This is a genomic window from Rhodococcus sp. 14-2483-1-2 (genome assembly GCF_002259405.1).
Taxonomy (GTDB): domain Bacteria; phylum Actinomycetota; class Actinomycetes; order Mycobacteriales; family Mycobacteriaceae; genus Rhodococcoides.
Map to the genome: position 1 here is coordinate 197403 of NZ_NPFW01000022.1, position 15899 is coordinate 213301.

Annotated in this window: 11 protein-coding genes and 1 pseudogene; 4 read left to right on the top strand and 8 right to left on the bottom strand. The window is 65.8% G+C overall.

Translation table 11 applies throughout. The features are described 5' to 3' along the window. Positions 1-637: 637 nt before the first annotated feature. The 5 genes and pseudogenes from lnt to CH295_RS21950 form a co-directional block, all read right to left on the bottom strand. The gene (lnt, locus tag CH295_RS21930; protein WP_502694524.1) at positions 638-2230 is read right to left on the bottom strand and encodes an apolipoprotein N-acyltransferase; all 1593 of its coding nucleotides are present in this window, start codon (positions 2228-2230) and stop codon (positions 638-640) included. After that, complete coding sequence (locus tag CH295_RS21935; protein ID WP_094742173.1) at positions 2220-3773, bottom strand: amidohydrolase; 1554 nt, start codon at positions 3771-3773, stop codon at positions 2220-2222. Before CH295_RS21935 ends, lnt begins: the two co-directional genes overlap by 11 nt. Positions 3774-3832: 59 nt before the next feature. Then, the gene (locus CH295_RS21940; RefSeq protein WP_037189285.1) at positions 3833-4369 is read right to left on the bottom strand and encodes an FxsA family protein; all 537 of its coding nucleotides are present in this window, start codon (positions 4367-4369) and stop codon (positions 3833-3835) included. Positions 4370-4449: 80 nt separating this feature from the next. Next, positions 4450-5106, bottom strand: coding sequence for a response regulator (locus tag CH295_RS21945; protein ID WP_094741940.1), 657 nt, complete (start codon positions 5104-5106; stop codon positions 4450-4452). Positions 5107-5122: 16 nt separating this feature from the next. Then, a pseudogene (locus tag CH295_RS21950) lies at positions 5123-6286 on the bottom strand (sensor histidine kinase). A gap of 17 nt (positions 6287-6303) precedes the next feature. On the opposite strand from CH295_RS21950, the gene CH295_RS21955 reads away from it, so the two are divergent. From CH295_RS21955 to CH295_RS21965, 3 genes are read left to right on the top strand one after another with little or no spacing between them, the layout of a single operon-like run. Further along, positions 6304-7071 (top strand): TSUP family transporter, encoded by a 768-nt coding sequence (locus CH295_RS21955; RefSeq protein ID WP_094634414.1) that lies wholly within the window; start codon positions 6304-6306, stop codon positions 7069-7071. Further along, entirely contained in the window at positions 7053-8609 is a 1557-nt protein-coding gene (locus CH295_RS21960; RefSeq protein ID WP_094634413.1) for a TldD/PmbA family protein, read from the top strand. Before CH295_RS21955 ends, CH295_RS21960 begins: the two co-directional genes overlap by 19 nt. After that, positions 8606-9973: a metallopeptidase TldD-related protein gene (locus CH295_RS21965; protein ID WP_094741941.1), complete on the top strand. Its 1368-nt coding sequence runs from the start codon at positions 8606-8608 to the stop codon at positions 9971-9973. Before CH295_RS21960 ends, CH295_RS21965 begins: the two co-directional genes overlap by 4 nt. Positions 9974-9985: 12 nt before the next feature. On the opposite strand, the gene CH295_RS21970 is transcribed toward CH295_RS21965, so the two are convergent. From CH295_RS21970 to cobN, 3 genes are all read right to left on the bottom strand, one after another. After that, positions 9986-10411 carry a VOC family protein gene (locus tag CH295_RS21970; RefSeq protein WP_037189993.1) on the bottom strand — a complete coding sequence of 142 codons (426 nt, stop codon included), beginning with the start codon at positions 10409-10411 and terminating at the stop codon, positions 9986-9988. A gap of 83 nt (positions 10412-10494) precedes the next feature. After that, positions 10495-10875 (bottom strand): PPOX class F420-dependent oxidoreductase, encoded by a 381-nt coding sequence (locus CH295_RS21975; protein ID WP_094634411.1) that lies wholly within the window; start codon positions 10873-10875, stop codon positions 10495-10497. Between the two features lie 18 nt (positions 10876-10893). Next, complete coding sequence (cobN, locus tag CH295_RS21980) at positions 10894-14499, bottom strand: cobaltochelatase subunit CobN (protein WP_094741942.1); 3606 nt, start codon at positions 14497-14499, stop codon at positions 10894-10896. 232 nt (positions 14500-14731) lie between these two features. On the opposite strand from cobN, the gene cobG reads away from it, so the two are divergent. Further along, positions 14732-15862 carry a precorrin-3B synthase gene (cobG, locus tag CH295_RS21985; RefSeq protein ID WP_094742174.1) on the top strand — a complete coding sequence of 377 codons (1131 nt, stop codon included), beginning with the start codon at positions 14732-14734 and terminating at the stop codon, positions 15860-15862. Positions 15863-15899: the final 37 nt, after the last annotated feature.

Genomic DNA, 15899 nt, shown 5'->3' on the forward strand with positions numbered 1-15899 from the left:
GCGGCGAAGGCCGACGTCGGGTGGATCGACCCGGAGCCCTCGGTTCGGTTCGGACTGTCGAGCCGCGGCGGCCTGTGCGCGCGATTGAGCAATTCTGGCTTCCGTTCTGGTCTGCGTTCGTGTCGATTCACACACGTTCGGTGGTGATATGGCTCTGTATCAATTCGGCGCGATCGGGCGACCGGATTGAAACAGGGAGAGAACCCGGTTCTACCGAATGGAACAAACCGTGAGTTCAGTGAACGAGTGTGTGGTGACTCTCGAATTCATCGTCCTGTACGACATGAACTCCCCTCCCCGCCAGGCGTACGACACGTTCGACAATGTCGGCGTCGATACTGCGCTCACATACCAACGCGAAACCGTCGGTCATCCGCTGAAAGCCGACCTGAAAATTCCGTGTCGAGCACCCCAACGGCTTACAAAGATACAACATCGGCACGGTTCTTTTGTGCAGTAATCATAAGAACCATCGATCACTGCCTCCAGCCTGTTACAGAAGTGACCGAGAGTGCTACCCGAGCGGATGCTATTCGGTCGAACGAATGACTCCGCACGACACATCGCTCGGCATTATTTCGTTCGTATCCGACTCGGCGATGCGATAAACCCACTGTTTACCGACTCGGCGTTTGTTTCAGGAGTCGGAGCGGCGACGTCCGGTCAGAAGCGTCGCGCCGAGCGCTCCGACAGCTGCCAGACACAGCATCAGTTCCGATCCGAAGCCGATTCGAGTCGCGACGGTCAGGGATTGTCGCAGTACAACACTGGACACCAGCACGTCCGGGCTGAAGAGCGGCGTCTGCTGAAGGACGTCACCGTCGGGCGACACGATTGCGCTGACGCCACTCGTAGCGGCCACCACAACCGTTCGTCCGTGCTCGACGGCTCGCACTCTGGACATCGCCAGTTGTTGGTAGGTCATTTCGGTGTCGCCGAAGGTCGCGTTGTTGGTGGGTATGGCGATGAACTCCGCGCCCGACCGGACCGATTCCTCGAGTGCGCGATCGAATGCGACTTCGTAGCACGTTGCTATTCCGGCCGCTATTCCCCCAGCGTGCACCACTCCGTTTCCGCTACCGGGGACGAAATAACCCGCTCGGTCGGCATATTCCGAAAACAATCGAAAAAAACTTCGGAATGGCAAGTATTCGCCGAACGGTTGAATTATCTTCTTGTCGTGCCGCTCACCGGGCCCGTCCGTACCGTTCCACGCAATCACCGAATTCGTGTTCGTACCATCGGCATTGACGAGTACGGTGCCGACGAGAATCGGGGCCCCCACAGCCACCGACGCCTGTGTGATGAGAGTCGCAGCGTCGGTATTTCTCAACGGATCGATATCGGACGCGTTCTCGGGCCACACGACGAGATCCGGGGCAGGTTGCCTGCCGGCCTCGACGTCGGCGGCCAATGTCATGGTCTCTCGGACGTGATTGTCCAACACCGCGCGGCGCTGTGCGTTGAAATCCAGACCCAGCCGCGGAACGCTTCCCTGGACGGCCGCGATCGTCACTGTCCGTTCGTCGCCCTCCGGCGCGTCGTTGCCGTGCAGCGTCGGTAGCAACCCCAGCGCCACGATGGACGCGATCGTCGTTGCGGCGACCGGTCCGAGGAACGAACGCGCTCCGTCTCGTCGACTGCCCGCGACCAGCAGCGCCGCCGTTCCGGTTCCGGTCAGTGCCACACCGAAACTGAGCAACGGTGCACCGCCGACGCTCGCCAAGGGAAGCAACCAGCCCTCGGGTTGTCCGAATGCCAATCTGCCCCACGGAAAGCCACCGAAGGGAACACTGGATCTGAGCCATTCGGTCAGGCTCCAGGCCAATGCCATCGACAGCGGCCACCATGCGCTCCGTGCCGACAACACACCGAGCACTCCGAACAAGCCGACGAAGACGGACTCGGCGGCGGCGAGCGCCAGCCACGGCATCGGTCCTACGTACACACCGATCCACGGGAGGAGCGGAACGAAGAATCCGAGTCCGGCGGCACAGCCGTAGCCGAATCCCCCTTTCAGCGATACCGACCTCCGGCCGCCGAAGCCGGTCAGGACGAGGACCAGCAGCGCGATACCCAGCGGGGCCAGAAACCACAGGGTTCGCGGAGGGAAGCTCGCGAATATCAGTGCGCCACCGGCGACGGATAGCGCCGTCGACATCGCGGTCCGGCGCAGCCGCTCCGCTGACGAGGCCACCGTCCCGACACCCGAAGCGGACTCAGTTCTCATGGATGACCTGTCCGCGGTGCACGGTCATCGAGCACTGTGGGCTCGTGGACGACGGGTCCAGACCGGGCAAGGGAGATACTCCTGCGCGTGGGTCCGTCGACCATCGTTGCACGCTGTCCTTGGGTGCTCGGACGACGAGTTCGTCGACCTCCCACACCGCGAAGGACGCGGGCGCTCCCGGCACCAACGTCCCCGCCAATCCGTCGCGAACTCCGCCCGCTCGCCAGGCTCCGCGGGTACCGGCCGAGAAAGCGGCCCGAGGCGAGATGGCACTGCCCGGCGTGTGGTGATTGACCGCGGCTCTGACCGTCGCCCAGGGATCGAGTCGGGTGACCGGCGCATCCGAACCGAATGCCAGCGCCACCCCCGCCGATGCCAAGCGCGCGAACGGATGGAGCGCCGATGCACGGTCTGCGCCGAGCCGTGCCGAATACAACCCTCCCGAACCGCCCCACAGGGCGTCGAACATCGGTTGCATGCTGGCTATCACCCCCCACGAGGCCAGTTTGTCGGCCTGCTCGGGCGTGACCATTGCCAGATGTTCGAGCCGATGCCCGCACGCGGCGACGGCTGGAGTTCCCAGCTCGGTCACCACCCGCTCGAATGCGGTGACGGCAGCCGAGATCGCAGCGTCACCGATGACGTGGAACCCCGCCTGAACTCCGGCGGACGTGCACGCCGAGATGTGTGCAGCGATCGCATCGACGTCCTCGTACGGCACGCCCGATCCGGAGTCGTCCGCATACGGCGACGACAACCACGCGGTCCGCGATCCCAGCGAGCCGTCGACGAAGATGTCACCGGCCAGCCCATGAGCGCCGGTCTCGCCGAGCAGCTGCCGCGCCTGCTCGGCCGTCTCGACCAGCTCGCCCCAGTATCCGCGAACCTCCACACCGTGTTCGGTGGCCATCAGTTCACGGAAGTCGTCGATACCCGACACGATCGGACCGGCACATTCGTGGACTGCGACGATTCCCTGCGCCGCAGCGCTGTCGAGCGCAGCCGTTCGAGCCCGATCCCGGGTACCGGGCGTGATCATCGACCGCGCCGTCAGCCGCGCGAGGTGGTGCGCGGCAGCTGTGAGAGGGGACTGCCCGGAGAAGCCGGTGGCGGATTCCATTCCGGTCGCGGCGACGCGCAACGGCGTCGAGACGGCAGCCGAATGCGAATCGATGCGTGTGAGGTACACCGGGCGTCCCGGCGCTGCCGCGTCGAGGTCGACCGTCGACGGTGCGCGATGTTCGGGCCACGAGCTCTCGTCCCAGCCGTGTCCCCAGATCAGTGCGTCCGAGGACGACGATGCGTGCTCGGCGAGCACCCGCATGCAGTGTTCGAGCGAGGTACAGCCGGACAGATCGAGTCCGATCGACGACAGACCCAGATCGGTGACGTGCACGTGAGTGTCGACGAACGCCGGTGCCACGAAGGCCCCCGCCAGGTCGGTGACGCGGACTCCTGGATGGAGCGCTCGCCCGGTGCGATCCTCACCGATCCAACTGACGATTCCATCGGTCACGGCCATGGCGGTGGCGTCCGACGCCATCGGACTGTAGATCCGTCCGCCGCAGAACAATTCGGTGGTCACGAACGACCAGTCTGCCCCTACCGGTGTGGCTTCCGGAAATCCCCGGCGGCGGGATCGAATCGATCGGCCTCGATCACCTGTCCCTCGAGGATCAATGCAGAACCGGATGCATTCGGTGCTCGGCTGGCGTCGTCGACATGATCGTCGAGGATCTCACCGTCGATGACGGTGGGGCGCATGCGCCGGGTCGCGGTCGCAACCTGCGGCAACCAGCGTGCGGCGGCCCACATCACTGCCGGGCGCAGCAGCCACCTGGTCGGCGGGATCAACAACAGCAACCCGATCACCGTGGTCACCAGTCCCGGCACGAACATTGCGACCGACCCCGCGGCGAAGAGGGCGCCATCGGCCACGGCACCACCGGCCGATCGCTCGCCTCGGGATGCCCGCTGCAGACCGTCCAGCACACGTCTGCCCTGCGATCGCACCAGCAACGACCCGACCAGCGATCCGCCGATCAGCAGTACGACGGTCCAGAGCACACCGAGTGCGCTTCCCACGGCGACCAGCGCTGCGACCTCGACCACGACATAGAGTACGAACAGAGCGAGCATGACGTTCCTTTCTTCGCTTCACCGGTACAACGCGCGGGGCATCGAAATCGCTCCCGGGTGACCGGTTTGCCGGGAAATTCTCAGGAACCCGGTCGGACGAGGCCGGTTTCGTACGCCAGCACGACCGCCTGGACTCGATCGCGGATGTCCAACTTCGTCAGGATTCGACCGATATGGGTCTTGACCGTCGCCTCGGACAGATGCAGAACGGCCGCTATCTCGGCATTGGACAAGCCGGTCGCCAAGTGCACCAGCACCTCGCGTTCACGGCCGGTGAGTGAGTCGAGAACAGAGGCATCGGTGGTCGACGGAGTCTGTGCGACGAACCTCGAGAGCAAACGCTTGGTGACCTTCGGTGAGACGACGGCATCGCCTGCAGCCACGCTGCGAATCGCGGAGACCAGGTCCTCCGGTGGAGTGTCCTTGAGCAGGAATCCACTGGCCCCCGCCCTGAGCGCACCGAGGACGTGCTCGTCGAGATCGAAGGTCGTCATCACCAGAACCTTGGCGTCCGAACCCGATTCGGTGATGGTGCGGGTGGCGGCCACGCCGTCGACGCCGGGCATGCGGACGTCCATCAGCACCACTGCCGGTTCCAGTCTGGCCACGGCCTCGACGGCACCGGCCCCGTCGGAGGCCTCCCCCACCACCTCGATGTCGTCCTGCGCCTCGAGCACCATGTTCAATCCCATGCGCATGAGTTCCTGGTCGTCCACGACGACAACGGTGATCGGCACCGACCCAACCTAACCCTCACTCGATCGGCAGCGTTGCCCGCACGAGCCAATTGCCGTGTGGCGTCCGACCCGCGTGCAGGGTGCCTCGAAGCACCGCTACTCGCTCGCGCATCCCGAGCAATCCGTGTCCACCGCCGTCCGCCGACGTCGGGGTGCCGGAGCCGGTGCCGTTGTCGGAAATCTCGACGCTCACCTCCTCTTCTGCGCGAACCACTTTCACGACCGCGCGCGGCGCATGTCCGGCGTGCCGTAGGACATTGGTCAGCGATTCCTGGACCAACCGGTGCACTCCGAGGCTGATCGCCGGGCTGATGTCGTCCAGGTTTCCCGTCTGTTCGAGCTCGACGTTCAAGCCGGCGCGACCCATCATCTCGACGACACGGGCCAGGCCTGCGGTCCCGTACTGGGGCATGTCGTCCGAATCGGGAGACGTCCGCAACAATGCGACCGTTCGACGTAACTCCGCCAGCGCCGATCGGCCCGTGGCGGAGATGTTGGCAACGGCCTGCTCCGCGCGATCGGGGTTGCGCCTGATGGCGTACGAGGCGCCGTCGGCCTGGACCACCATGACACTGACGCTGTGGGCGATGACGTCGTGCAGTTCGCGCGCGATACGCGTGCGCTCGGTGATCACGGCCTCTTCGGCACGGCGATCCCTGTCGTACTCGGCCACGACGAGACGGGCCTGCGTCGCTTCGTCGTATGCCCTGCGGGCACCGAGAAATTCCGCCGCAACCCACTACAGCGCATACATCAGCGCGCTGAACAACAGCGTCGTGATCACCGGTTGGGTGAACAGGTACAGGTTCGCGGCGGTGTACGCAGCGAGGGCGGCGGCATAGATGCCGCCCTGAACTCGACCGACGTACGCAACCAGCGTGTAGAGCATGATCGGTAGCGCCAGGGCGGCCGGGTGACCGTTGTAGGCATCGCCCACGAGGCTGCCCGCTATGTCGGAGCCGAGTGTGGTGACGAGAGTGAGTGCTGCGATCGAGCGAGGCAGACGCCGCCGCCACGCGACGGGAATCGTCAGCACGACCGAGAAGACCAGGAACAACGGTCCGTTCAGACCGTCGACCGAGCTGACGAACACCAGAATGTCGACGACGAACAGCCCGACCGCCAGCAGGGCATCGGCCACGAACGGCTGCCCACGGAGCCACAGACTGAATCGACGCATGTGATTGAGTTTGCCGTATGACTGCTGCCGACTGGGGATTGCTGATGGTCGCTGCCACGACCGCCGGTTGGGTCGACGCAGTGGTGGGCGGAGGTGGCCTCATCTTGCTGCCGGCGATTCTTCTCGTGGCACCTCAGCTCACGCAGCAGGCAGCACTGGCGACGAACAAGGCGACGGCCGTATTCGGTACCGTCGCCGCCGTCGTCACCTTCGCGCGGAAGGTCTCGCTCGACTGGGCGGTGCTGATTCCGGCCGGCGTCCTCGCCGCCGTGGCTTCGGCGGCAGGCGCAGCTGCGGTGTCGTTGATCGACCGCGAGCTGTTCATCCCGATCATCATGGTCGTTCTCGTGGGTGTGGCCGTACTGGTCACCTGCCGTCCGACCATCGGTCTGAGCGCGGCATCGTCGCCGCCCACCCATCGCAAAGTTCTGATCGTCATCGGGTGCGCAGCCGCCGGAATCGGCTTCTACGACGGCATTCTCGGGCCCGGTACCGGAACGTTCCTGATCATCGTCTTCGCCACGATGCTCGGAACCGAGTTCGTTCGCAGCGCCGCGATGGCCAAGGTGATCAACGTCGGGTCCAACGTCGGTGCCCTCACCTTCTTCGCCGTCACCGGCAGTGTCTACTGGCAGCTCGGAGCAGCCATGGCGGTGTGCAACGTGTTCGGTGCCGTCCTCGGGTCGAGGACAGCGGTCGCGCGCGGTGCCGGATTCGTGAGAATCGTCCTGCTCGTCGTGGTCGTGGGCATGGTGATCCGACTCGGATGGCAACAATTCGGCTAGCGTCTTCAGGCGTGACGAGACAATCGGATCGATCGGTCGACGCCGACTTCCTTGCTCTGCCCCTGCAGGCCCTCGCGGACGCCGCCCTGAGCGCCGCCCGCTCGGCCGGGGCAACGCACGCCGATGTTCGCGTGCAGCGCTTGACGACTCAGTCCATATCGCTGCGCGACGGCTCCGTTCAATCCGCAATCGACGCCGGTGAGATCGGCCTCGCCGTGCGGGTCGTGGTCGACGGCACCTGGGGTTTCGCATCGCACGCCGAACTCGGCACCGACGCAGCCGCAGCCACGGCCCGCAGTGCGGTCGAGGTGGCCACAGCGCTGCGCACGCTCAATCGCGAACGCGTCGAACTCGCCTCCGAGCCGGTGTACTCGAATGCGACGTGGGTGTCGGAGTACGACATCGACCCGTTCGAGGTACCCACCGCCGAGAAGGTGGCACTGCTGGCGGAGTATTCGTCCCGGCTGGCGGCGTCGGACGGCGTCGATCACGTCACCGCCTCGGTTCTGCAGGTCAAGGAGCAGTCGTTCTACGCGGATCTGGCCGGTAGCAGCATCACGCAGCAGCGGGTGCGACTGCATCCCCAGTTCGAGGCCACCACGGTTGATCGATCCGCTGGTGCATTCGAGACCATGCGCACCCTCGCGCCACCCGTCGGACGAGGTTGGGAGTACCTGGGTGAGCACAGCACGTGGGACTGGGCCGACGAGCTGGCCCGGATCCCCGAGTGGCTGGCCGAGAAGGTGAAGGCACCGTCCGTCGTGGCAGGACCTACCGATCTCGTCATCGATCCGACCAACCTGTGGCTCACCATTCACGAGTCGATCGGGCACGCAACGGAATACGACCGTGCCATCGGCTACGAGGCCGCCTACGCCGGCACTTCGTTCGCGACCCCGGACCAGTTGGGGACGTTGCGCTACGGATCGCCCATCATGCACGTCACCGCCGACCGGACCGAGATCAACGGCCTGGCCAGCATCGGCTGGGACGACGACGGAGTCGCGTCGCAGAGATGGGACCTGGTACGCGACGGGACACTCGTCGGGTACCAACTCGATCGAGTGTTCGCCCCGAAACTCGGTCTCGAGCGGTCCAACGGGTGCTCGTACGCCGATTCTCCGCATCACGTACCGATCCAGCGGATGGCGAACGTGTCGCTGCAGGCCGACCCCGAGACCGATCGATCGACCGCCGACGTCATCGGGGAGGTGGAGGACGGCATCTACGTCGTCGGCGACAAATCCTGGTCGATCGACATGCAACGCTACAACTTCCAGTTCACCGGTCAACGCTTCTACAGAATCCGCAACGGCGTGCTCGACGGCCAGGTGCGTGACGTGGCGTACCAGGCGACGACCACCGAATTCTGGGGCTCGATGGAACTGCTCGGCGGGCCGTCCACGTGGCGACTCGGCGGCGCATTCAACTGCGGCAAGGCCCAACCCGGCCAGGTGGCCGCCGTCAGTCACGGCTGCCCCGTCGCGTTGTTCCGCGGCGTCAACGTCCTCAACACCCGATCGGAGGCAGGTCGATGATCGCGCCGCAGCTCGTGATCGAACGTGCACTCGCCTGCGCGAGTGTCGACGACACCATCGTGATCGTCACCGACTCCAGCGACGCAACACTGCGGTGGGCCGGAAACTCCATGACCACCAACGGAATTGCCACCTCCCGGCGCTGGGAGGTGATCTCGATCGTGCGAGAGGCCGACACCGTTCGAGTCGGCACCGTGTCTTCGACGAGCGTCGATCCGGACGACATCGAGGCCGTGGTACGTGCGAGCGAAGCGGCCGCGCGATCGGCTGAACCCGCCGACGACGCGATGCCCTTGCTGCCTCGAGAGTCGGCCTCGGACCCGCGAGACTGGGACCGCCGAGCACAACACACGTCGATCGACGTGTTCGGCTCGCTGGCAAGGGAATTGAACGTCGGTTTCGACGGCGAGGACACGTTGTACGGATTCGCGCAGCACACCGTCGACAACGTCTGGCTCGGAACCTCGACCGGTGTGCGTCGTACCTTCACGCAGCCCACCGGATCGGTCGAGATCAACGGCAAGCGCTCCGGGGCGAGCGCCTGGGTGGGCACCGGAACCACCGACTTCCAGGACGTGTCGGCCGAGGCGATGTTGGCGGAGCTGTCCACCCGACTCGGCTGGGCCCGGAACACCGTCGAACTTCCCGCCGGTCGCTATCAGACTCTGCTGCCCCCGTCGGCGGTGGCCGACCTGATGATCTACCTGATGTGGACCATGGAAGGCCGCGGAGCGCAGGAAGGCCGCACCGCACTCTCGCGGGCAGGTGGAACGCGAGTGGGCGAGAAACTCACCGACCTGCCGCTCACCCTGTTCTCCGATCCACACGCATCCGGACTCGAGTACGCGCCGTTCGTGGTGGCCGGGTCGTCGAGTGATTCGGTGTCGGTGTTCGACAACGGTATGGACATCGAGCGCGTCGACTGGATCCGCGACGGATCGGTATCCGCCCTCTCGTACCCACGTGCATCGGCGCAGAAGTTCGGAGCTCCCGTCGCGGTCCCGGGCGAGAACCTCGTTCTGACGGGCGGCACGGACGTCGGCCTCGATCAGATGGTTGCCGACACAGAACGCGGGCTGCTCCTGACGACGCTCTGGTACATCCGTGAGGTCGATCCGACATCGCTGCTGCTCACCGGGCTGACCAGGGACGGCGTCTATGCCATCGAGAACGGTCGAATCACCGGTGCGGTGAACAATTTTCGCTTCAACGAGAGCCCGCTGGATTTGCTACGCCGCGTCACCGAGGCGGGCGCAACGGAGGCGACACTGCCGCGCGAGTGGAAGGACTGGTTCACTCGCACGGCTATGCCGCCGCTGCGCATTCCCGACTTTCACATGTCGTCGGTCAGCGCCGCCCAGTAAGGCCGGTCCGAACTACTTGTCGGGTCCGGTGAGCTCGAGAGCGATATTGTCCGGATCCCTGAACTCGACGATGGACATGCCGGGCCCTGCGTCCTTGATGCCCTCGTGTGCGATGCCCAACTCGTCGAGCGTCTTCACGGCGTCTTCCAGCGCTGCACGGGTGTCGACGGTGAAGCTGAGGTGATCGAGCCCGCAACGGTCTTCGGCGAACGTGTCGTCGTTCGGTGCGACCGGGCGCAGACCGAGCAGGCCGCCGCCGAATTTGTAGATGACTCCACCGAAGAGGAACCAGAGGGCCTTCTTGGTCTCTTCGTCCGCGTCGGGATCCCAGGCGTAGGCGACGTCGAAACCGAACACCGAGTCGTAGAACGACCGGGACCGGTCGATGTCGCTGACGGTGAGGCGAACATGGTTGTAATCGGTCACTGCGATAGGCACGTGGTGCTCCATTCCGGCAGCAGGGGAAGCTGCCTCACGAAGCATTCGGAACTGCGCATACGAGCGATGGTGCCGAGTTCTTCTCAGGCGGCGGTGATCGCCAGCCCGACGGAACCACTCTTGCCCCGGCGGAGCACGCTGCCCTTGACGGTGAGCCATCCGAGAATGCCGTACTTCGACGCGATGGCTGCACGTGCCTTCTCCGTCTGGGCCGCGTCGAGTATCTCGGCCCGTGCGTCGACCGCATCGCCCTGGGGGTTACCGCGCATGTCGCACGGTGCCAGGGTGACTGCCGGGTTGCGGCGAATCCGCTTGACCTTCCACGAATCGGCCACCGTCCACACCAGCAGCCGATCCCCGTCGAGAGCACCCCACAGCGGGGTCGGCACCCCGGTGCCGTCCTTCTTGAACGTCGTCAGCAGTACGTACTTGCCCTTGGCAATGTCTTCGAAGGTGGCAGCCATACCGCTCAGAGTACGTCGCTACTCCCCTTCGAGCTCGCCCTCGGTTTCCAGATACACCTGGCGCAAGCCGTCGAGAACCTGCTTGTTCGGCTCGGCCCACATCTTTCGCTCGGCCGCTTCGAGCAGCCGCTCCGCGATACCGTGCAGGGCCCACGGATTGGACTGTTGCATGAACTTCTTGTTCTGCTCATCGAGCACGTACGTCTCGGCCAGCTTCTCGTACATCCAGTCCTGCACCACGTCGGTCGTCGCGTCGTAACCGAACAGGTAGTCCACGGTCGCCGCCATCTCGAACGCGCCTTTGTAGCCGTGCCTGCGCATGGCCTCGAGCCACCGCGGGTTCACCACCCGGGCGCGGAACACCCGCGCGGTCTCTTCCGACAGTGTGCGCGTGCGAACCGATTCCGGCCGTGTGCTGTCACCGATGTAGGCCTCGGGCGATTTTCCGGTCAACGCACGCACGGTTGCGACCATGCCGCCGTGGTACTGGAAGTAGTCGTCCGAATCGGCGATGTCGTGCTCACGCGTGTCGGTGTTCTTGGCGGCGACGGCAATGCGCTTGTAGGCGGTGCGCATGTCGTCCGAGGCCGGAACGCCGTCGAGACCACGTCCGTACGCGAATCCGCCCCAGGTGGTGTAGACCTGCGCCAGGTCGTCGTCGCTGCGCCAGGTCTTGCTGTCGATCAGCTGAAGCAACCCGGCGCCGTAGGTACCCGGCTTCGATCCGAAAATCCGCGTCGTGGAACGTCGTTCGTCGCCGTGCTCGGCAAGATCGGCCTGCGCATGCGCTCGCACGTAGTTCTGCTCGTCCAGCTCGTCCAACGCGGCGACCATCCGGACCGCATCGTCGAGCAGGGCCAGTACATGGGGAAACGCGTCGCGAAAGAAGCCGCTGATGCGGACCGTCACGTCGATGCGGGGACGGCCGAGCTCGACGAGGTCGATCACCTCGAGTCGCGTCACCCTTCGCGACGCCTCGTCCCACACCGGAGAGACTCCGAGCAGCGCGAACACTTCGGCGATGTCGTCGCCGGAGGTCCGCATGGCCGACGTACCCCACACCGACAGCCCGACGGATTTCGGCCACTCGCCGTGATCCTGGCGGTAGCGAGCGAGCAGCGACTCCGCCATCGCCTGCCCGGTCTCCCACGCCAACTTCGAGGGCACGGCCTTCGGATCGACGGAGTAGAAGTTGCGGCCGGTGGGCAGCACGTTGATGAGTCCGCGCAACGGTGAACCGCTCGGACCCGCCGCGATGAAACCGCCGTCGAGCGCGTGCAGCACCTGGGCGATCTCGCGTGAGGTCCCGCGCAGACGCGGAACGACCTCGGCTGCGGCGAACTCGAGAATCTGTGTGACCACGCCGCCGTGCTCACCCGCCACTTGCGCGGCCGCGGCGGGATCCCACTGCGCTGCCTGCATCGCAGCGACCAACCCGTGGGCCACGGCCTCCACAGCGTCGACGCGGGTACGGTCCTCGTCGCCGTCCTCGCTGAGTCCCAGTGCTTCTCGCAGGCCGGGGACAGTCTGCTCTCCGCCCCACATCTGCCGGGCTCGGAGCATCGCGAGCACCAGCTCGACCTCGGCGTCTCCGACGGGTTCCTGGCCCAGGATGTGCAGTCCGTCGCGGATCTGTACGTCCTTGATCTCGCACAGCCACCCGTCGACGTTCAGCAGCATGTCGTCGAACACTTCTTCGTCGGGGCGCTCCTCGAGCCCGAGGTCCTTGTGCATCTGCGCTGCCGTCATCAGCGTCCAGATCTGCTGTCGGATCGCGGGCAGCTTTGCCGGGTCCAGTGCCGAGATGTTGGCGTGCTCGTCGAGTAGTTGCTCGAGCCGGGAGATGTCGCCGTAGCTCTCCGCGCGCGCCATCGGCGGAATCAGGTGATCCACGAGAGTGGCGTGCGCTCTCCGCTTGGCCTGCGTGCCCTCACCTGGATCGTTGACGAGGAACGGGTAGATCAACGGCAGGTCTCCCAGTGCCGCATCGGTTCCGCAGGAAGCGGACATACCGAGTGTCTTGCCCGGCAGCCATTCCAGGTTGCCGTGCTTGCCCAGGTGCACCATGGCGTCCGCGCCGAAGCCGCCGTCGGCCTGCGTGGCCGAGATCCACCGGTAGGCCGCCAGATAGTGATGGCTCGGCGGCAGGTCCGGGTCGTGATAGATCGCAACCGGCTTCTCGCCGAATCCGCGCGGTGGTTGCACCATGATCACCACGTTGCCGAATTGCATTGCAGCGATGACGATCTCACCGTCCGGATCGGCAGACCGATCCACGTAGAGATCACCCGGTGCCGGGCCCCAATGCTCGATCACGCCGTCGCGCAGATCCGCGGGCAGCTGCTCGAACCATCGGCCGTACTGCGCGGCCGAGATGCGAATGGGATTGCCCTCGAGCTGGGCATCGGTGAGCCAGTTGGGATCCTGGCCGCCACGGGCAATGAGCGCATGGATGAGGGCGTCACCGTCGCGAGCAGCCAGACCCGGCACCGAATCCGGGCCGTCGAGCGGTCCGAGGTCGTAGCCGGCGGTGCGCATGTCCGACATCAACGCGATCGCGCTCGCCGGAGTATCGAGGCCGACGGCGTTTCCGATCCGCGCATGCTTGGTGGGGTAGGCCGAGAACATCAGGGCGATACGGCGATCGGCAGCCGGAATGTGCCGCAGCCGCGCGTGCCGTACTGCGATGCCTGCCACCCGAGCGGCACGCTCGTGGTCCGGGACGTACGTGGTCAAGCCGTCGTCGTCGATCTCCTTGAACGAGAACGGGACCGTGATGAGTCGGCCGTCGAACTCCGGGACGGCGACCTGCGTTGCCACGTCCAATGGGGAGAGTCCGTCGTCGTTCTCGGCCCACGTCGCGCGAGAACTCGTCAGACACAGACCCTGCAGGATCGGTACGTCGAGTGCGGCCAGCTCGGCGACGTCCCAGGCCTCGTCGTCGCCTCCGGCCGACGCTCCGGCCGGTTTGGTGCCACCTGCGGCCAGCACGGTCACGATCAGGGCGTCCGCCGACTTCAGAGTGTCGAGCAGGTCGGGTTCGGCCGTGCGCAGTGAGGCGCAGTAGATCGGGAGCGCGGTGGCTCCGGCGTTCTCCACTGCAGTGGCGAGGGCATCGATGTACCTGGTGTTTCCGGCCAGATGCTGGGCGCGGTAGTACAGGATCGCCACCGTCGGACCCGCGGAGTGCGGAGCGGACGATCGTTCGAGGTGGCCCCATGTCGGCATGTGCCGCGGAGCGTCGAAACCGTGGCCGGTCAGCAACACGGTGTCGGAGAGGAAGTTGTAGAGCTGCTCGAGATTGTCGGATCCGCCCTCGGCCAAGTAGTTGTGCGCCTGCGCGGCAACGTTGGCGGGCACCGTCGAGATCTCCATCAGGTCCGCGTCGGGTGTCTGTTCACCGCCGAGCACGACGACCGGCAGCCCGGTCGCCAGAACCGCTTCGATGCCCGACTCCCACGACCGTCGCGAGCCCAGGATGCGCACGATGATCAACTCGGCCGACTCGGCCATCGCCGGGATGTCCTCGGCGAGCAGCCGGGAAGGGTTGCCCCAGGTGAAGTCTGCTCCGCTGGCACGGGCGCTGAGCAGATCGGTGTCCGACGTGGACAGCAACAAGAACACGGGTAACGCCCTCCTCGGGGGTTTCGCGCCCCTGAAAATCGGTGAAAACTGCTCTTCGACTCGTCGGCGAGAGGGTCTGACTCCAGCCCCGACCCGAAGGATCGAAGGCCGTCACAGTGGCGCGACCGTACCGGATTCTCGCCGGTTTCCTCTCGGCCGGAGCCGTGGACATCGAATGCTACCGGGGCGAGCGTGGAATCGGGCCACCCGTTGCGCTTGTAGCCTGGTGACCATGAGTTCGCCAGAGAGGTCGGTGCCCGACGGCTGCCCCGGAGCGCTGACGACGCATCTGGCCGCGGACGGTCCGCTGGCGCGGGTCCGCCTGCCGGGCGGGGTTTTGCTGCCGGGGCAGATGCAGGTGTTGGCACAGGCCGCCGCGGAGTTGGGTGACGGCACGTTGGAGCTGACCTCGCGGGGCAACATCCAGGTCCGCGCGGTGTCGGACCCGGACGACTTCGCGACCAGGTTGGCCGATGCAGGGCTGCTTCCGTCGTCGACTCACGAGCGAGTGCGCAACATCCTCGCCTCCCCACTGTCGGGCCGGGTGGGCGGTCTCACCGATGTGCGTGCCCTGGTCGGTGGGCTGGACGAGGGCCTGCGTGCGCGACCCGATCTGGCAAACCTGCCGGGTAGGACGCTGTTCGCTCTCGACGACGGCCGAGGCGACCTGTGCGGACTGGAACCGGATTTCGGTGCCTACGCCCAGTCCGACGGGGCCTACGCGGTGCTGTTGGCGGGCCGGGACAGCGGCGTTCGCGTGGACCGCGACCGCGTCGTGTCGACGCTGCTGGACTGCGCAGGTGCCTTCGTGGAGCTGCGGCAGTCCCAGTGGCGGGTGGCCGAATTGGACGACGGACCGGCCCGGATCGTCGACCGCCTCGGGCTCTCGGCCGGCCCCGTGGTGTCGATGCCCGCGCCCGTGGAGGTGCCACCGATCGGATGGCTCGACCAGGACGACGGCCTGGTGGCGCTGGCTGCGGGATTGGCGAACGGCGTGCTCGGAGCGCGGCTCGCCGAGTTCCTCGCGGCCATCGACCGCCCGCTGATCATGACTCCGTGGCGATCGCTGATCGTGTGTGATCTGGACGAGGAACCGGCCGAACAGGTCGTCCGCGTACTCGCCCCGATGGGACTGATCTTCGACGCGGGATCACCGTGGATTCGCGTCAGCTCGTGCACCGGATCGCCGGGGTGCGAGAAGTCGTTGGCCGACGTACGAGCCGACCTCTCCGCGGCCGTCGATGCCCGGATGACTCCGCCCGACGAGCGGCAACACTGGTCCGGGTGCGAACGGCGGTGCGGACGACCCAAGGGCGAAGTGACCGACGTCATCGCGACAGGAATCGGCTACCGCGTGTCCTGAGTGGGTGCCTCGGCCGCAGGTAAGACCGGCTTTCTGC

What these genes read in the sequence shown, in the direction of transcription:
- lnt (WP_502694524.1), bottom strand. Translation starts at nt 2,230, where the DNA reads ATGAGAACTGAGTCCGCTTCGGGTGTCGGGACGGTGGCCTCGTCAGCG.
- CH295_RS21935 (WP_094742173.1), bottom strand. Translation starts at nt 3,773, where the DNA reads ATGGCGTCGGACGCCACCGCCATGGCCGTGACCGATGGAATCGTCAGT.
- CH295_RS21940 (WP_037189285.1), bottom strand. Translation starts at nt 4,369, where the DNA reads ATGCTCGCTCTGTTCGTACTCTATGTCGTGGTCGAGGTCGCAGCGCTG.
- CH295_RS21955 (WP_094634414.1), top strand. Translation starts at nt 6,304, where the DNA reads ATGACTGCTGCCGACTGGGGATTGCTGATGGTCGCTGCCACGACCGCC.
- CH295_RS21960 (WP_094634413.1), top strand. Translation starts at nt 7,053, where the DNA reads ATGGCAACAATTCGGCTAGCGTCTTCAGGCGTGACGAGACAATCGGAT.
- CH295_RS21965 (WP_094741941.1), top strand. Translation starts at nt 8,606, where the DNA reads ATGATCGCGCCGCAGCTCGTGATCGAACGTGCACTCGCCTGCGCGAGT.
- CH295_RS21975 (WP_094634411.1), bottom strand. Translation starts at nt 10,875, where the DNA reads ATGGCTGCCACCTTCGAAGACATTGCCAAGGGCAAGTACGTACTGCTG.
- cobG (WP_094742174.1), top strand. Translation starts at nt 14,732, where the DNA reads ATGAGTTCGCCAGAGAGGTCGGTGCCCGACGGCTGCCCCGGAGCGCTG.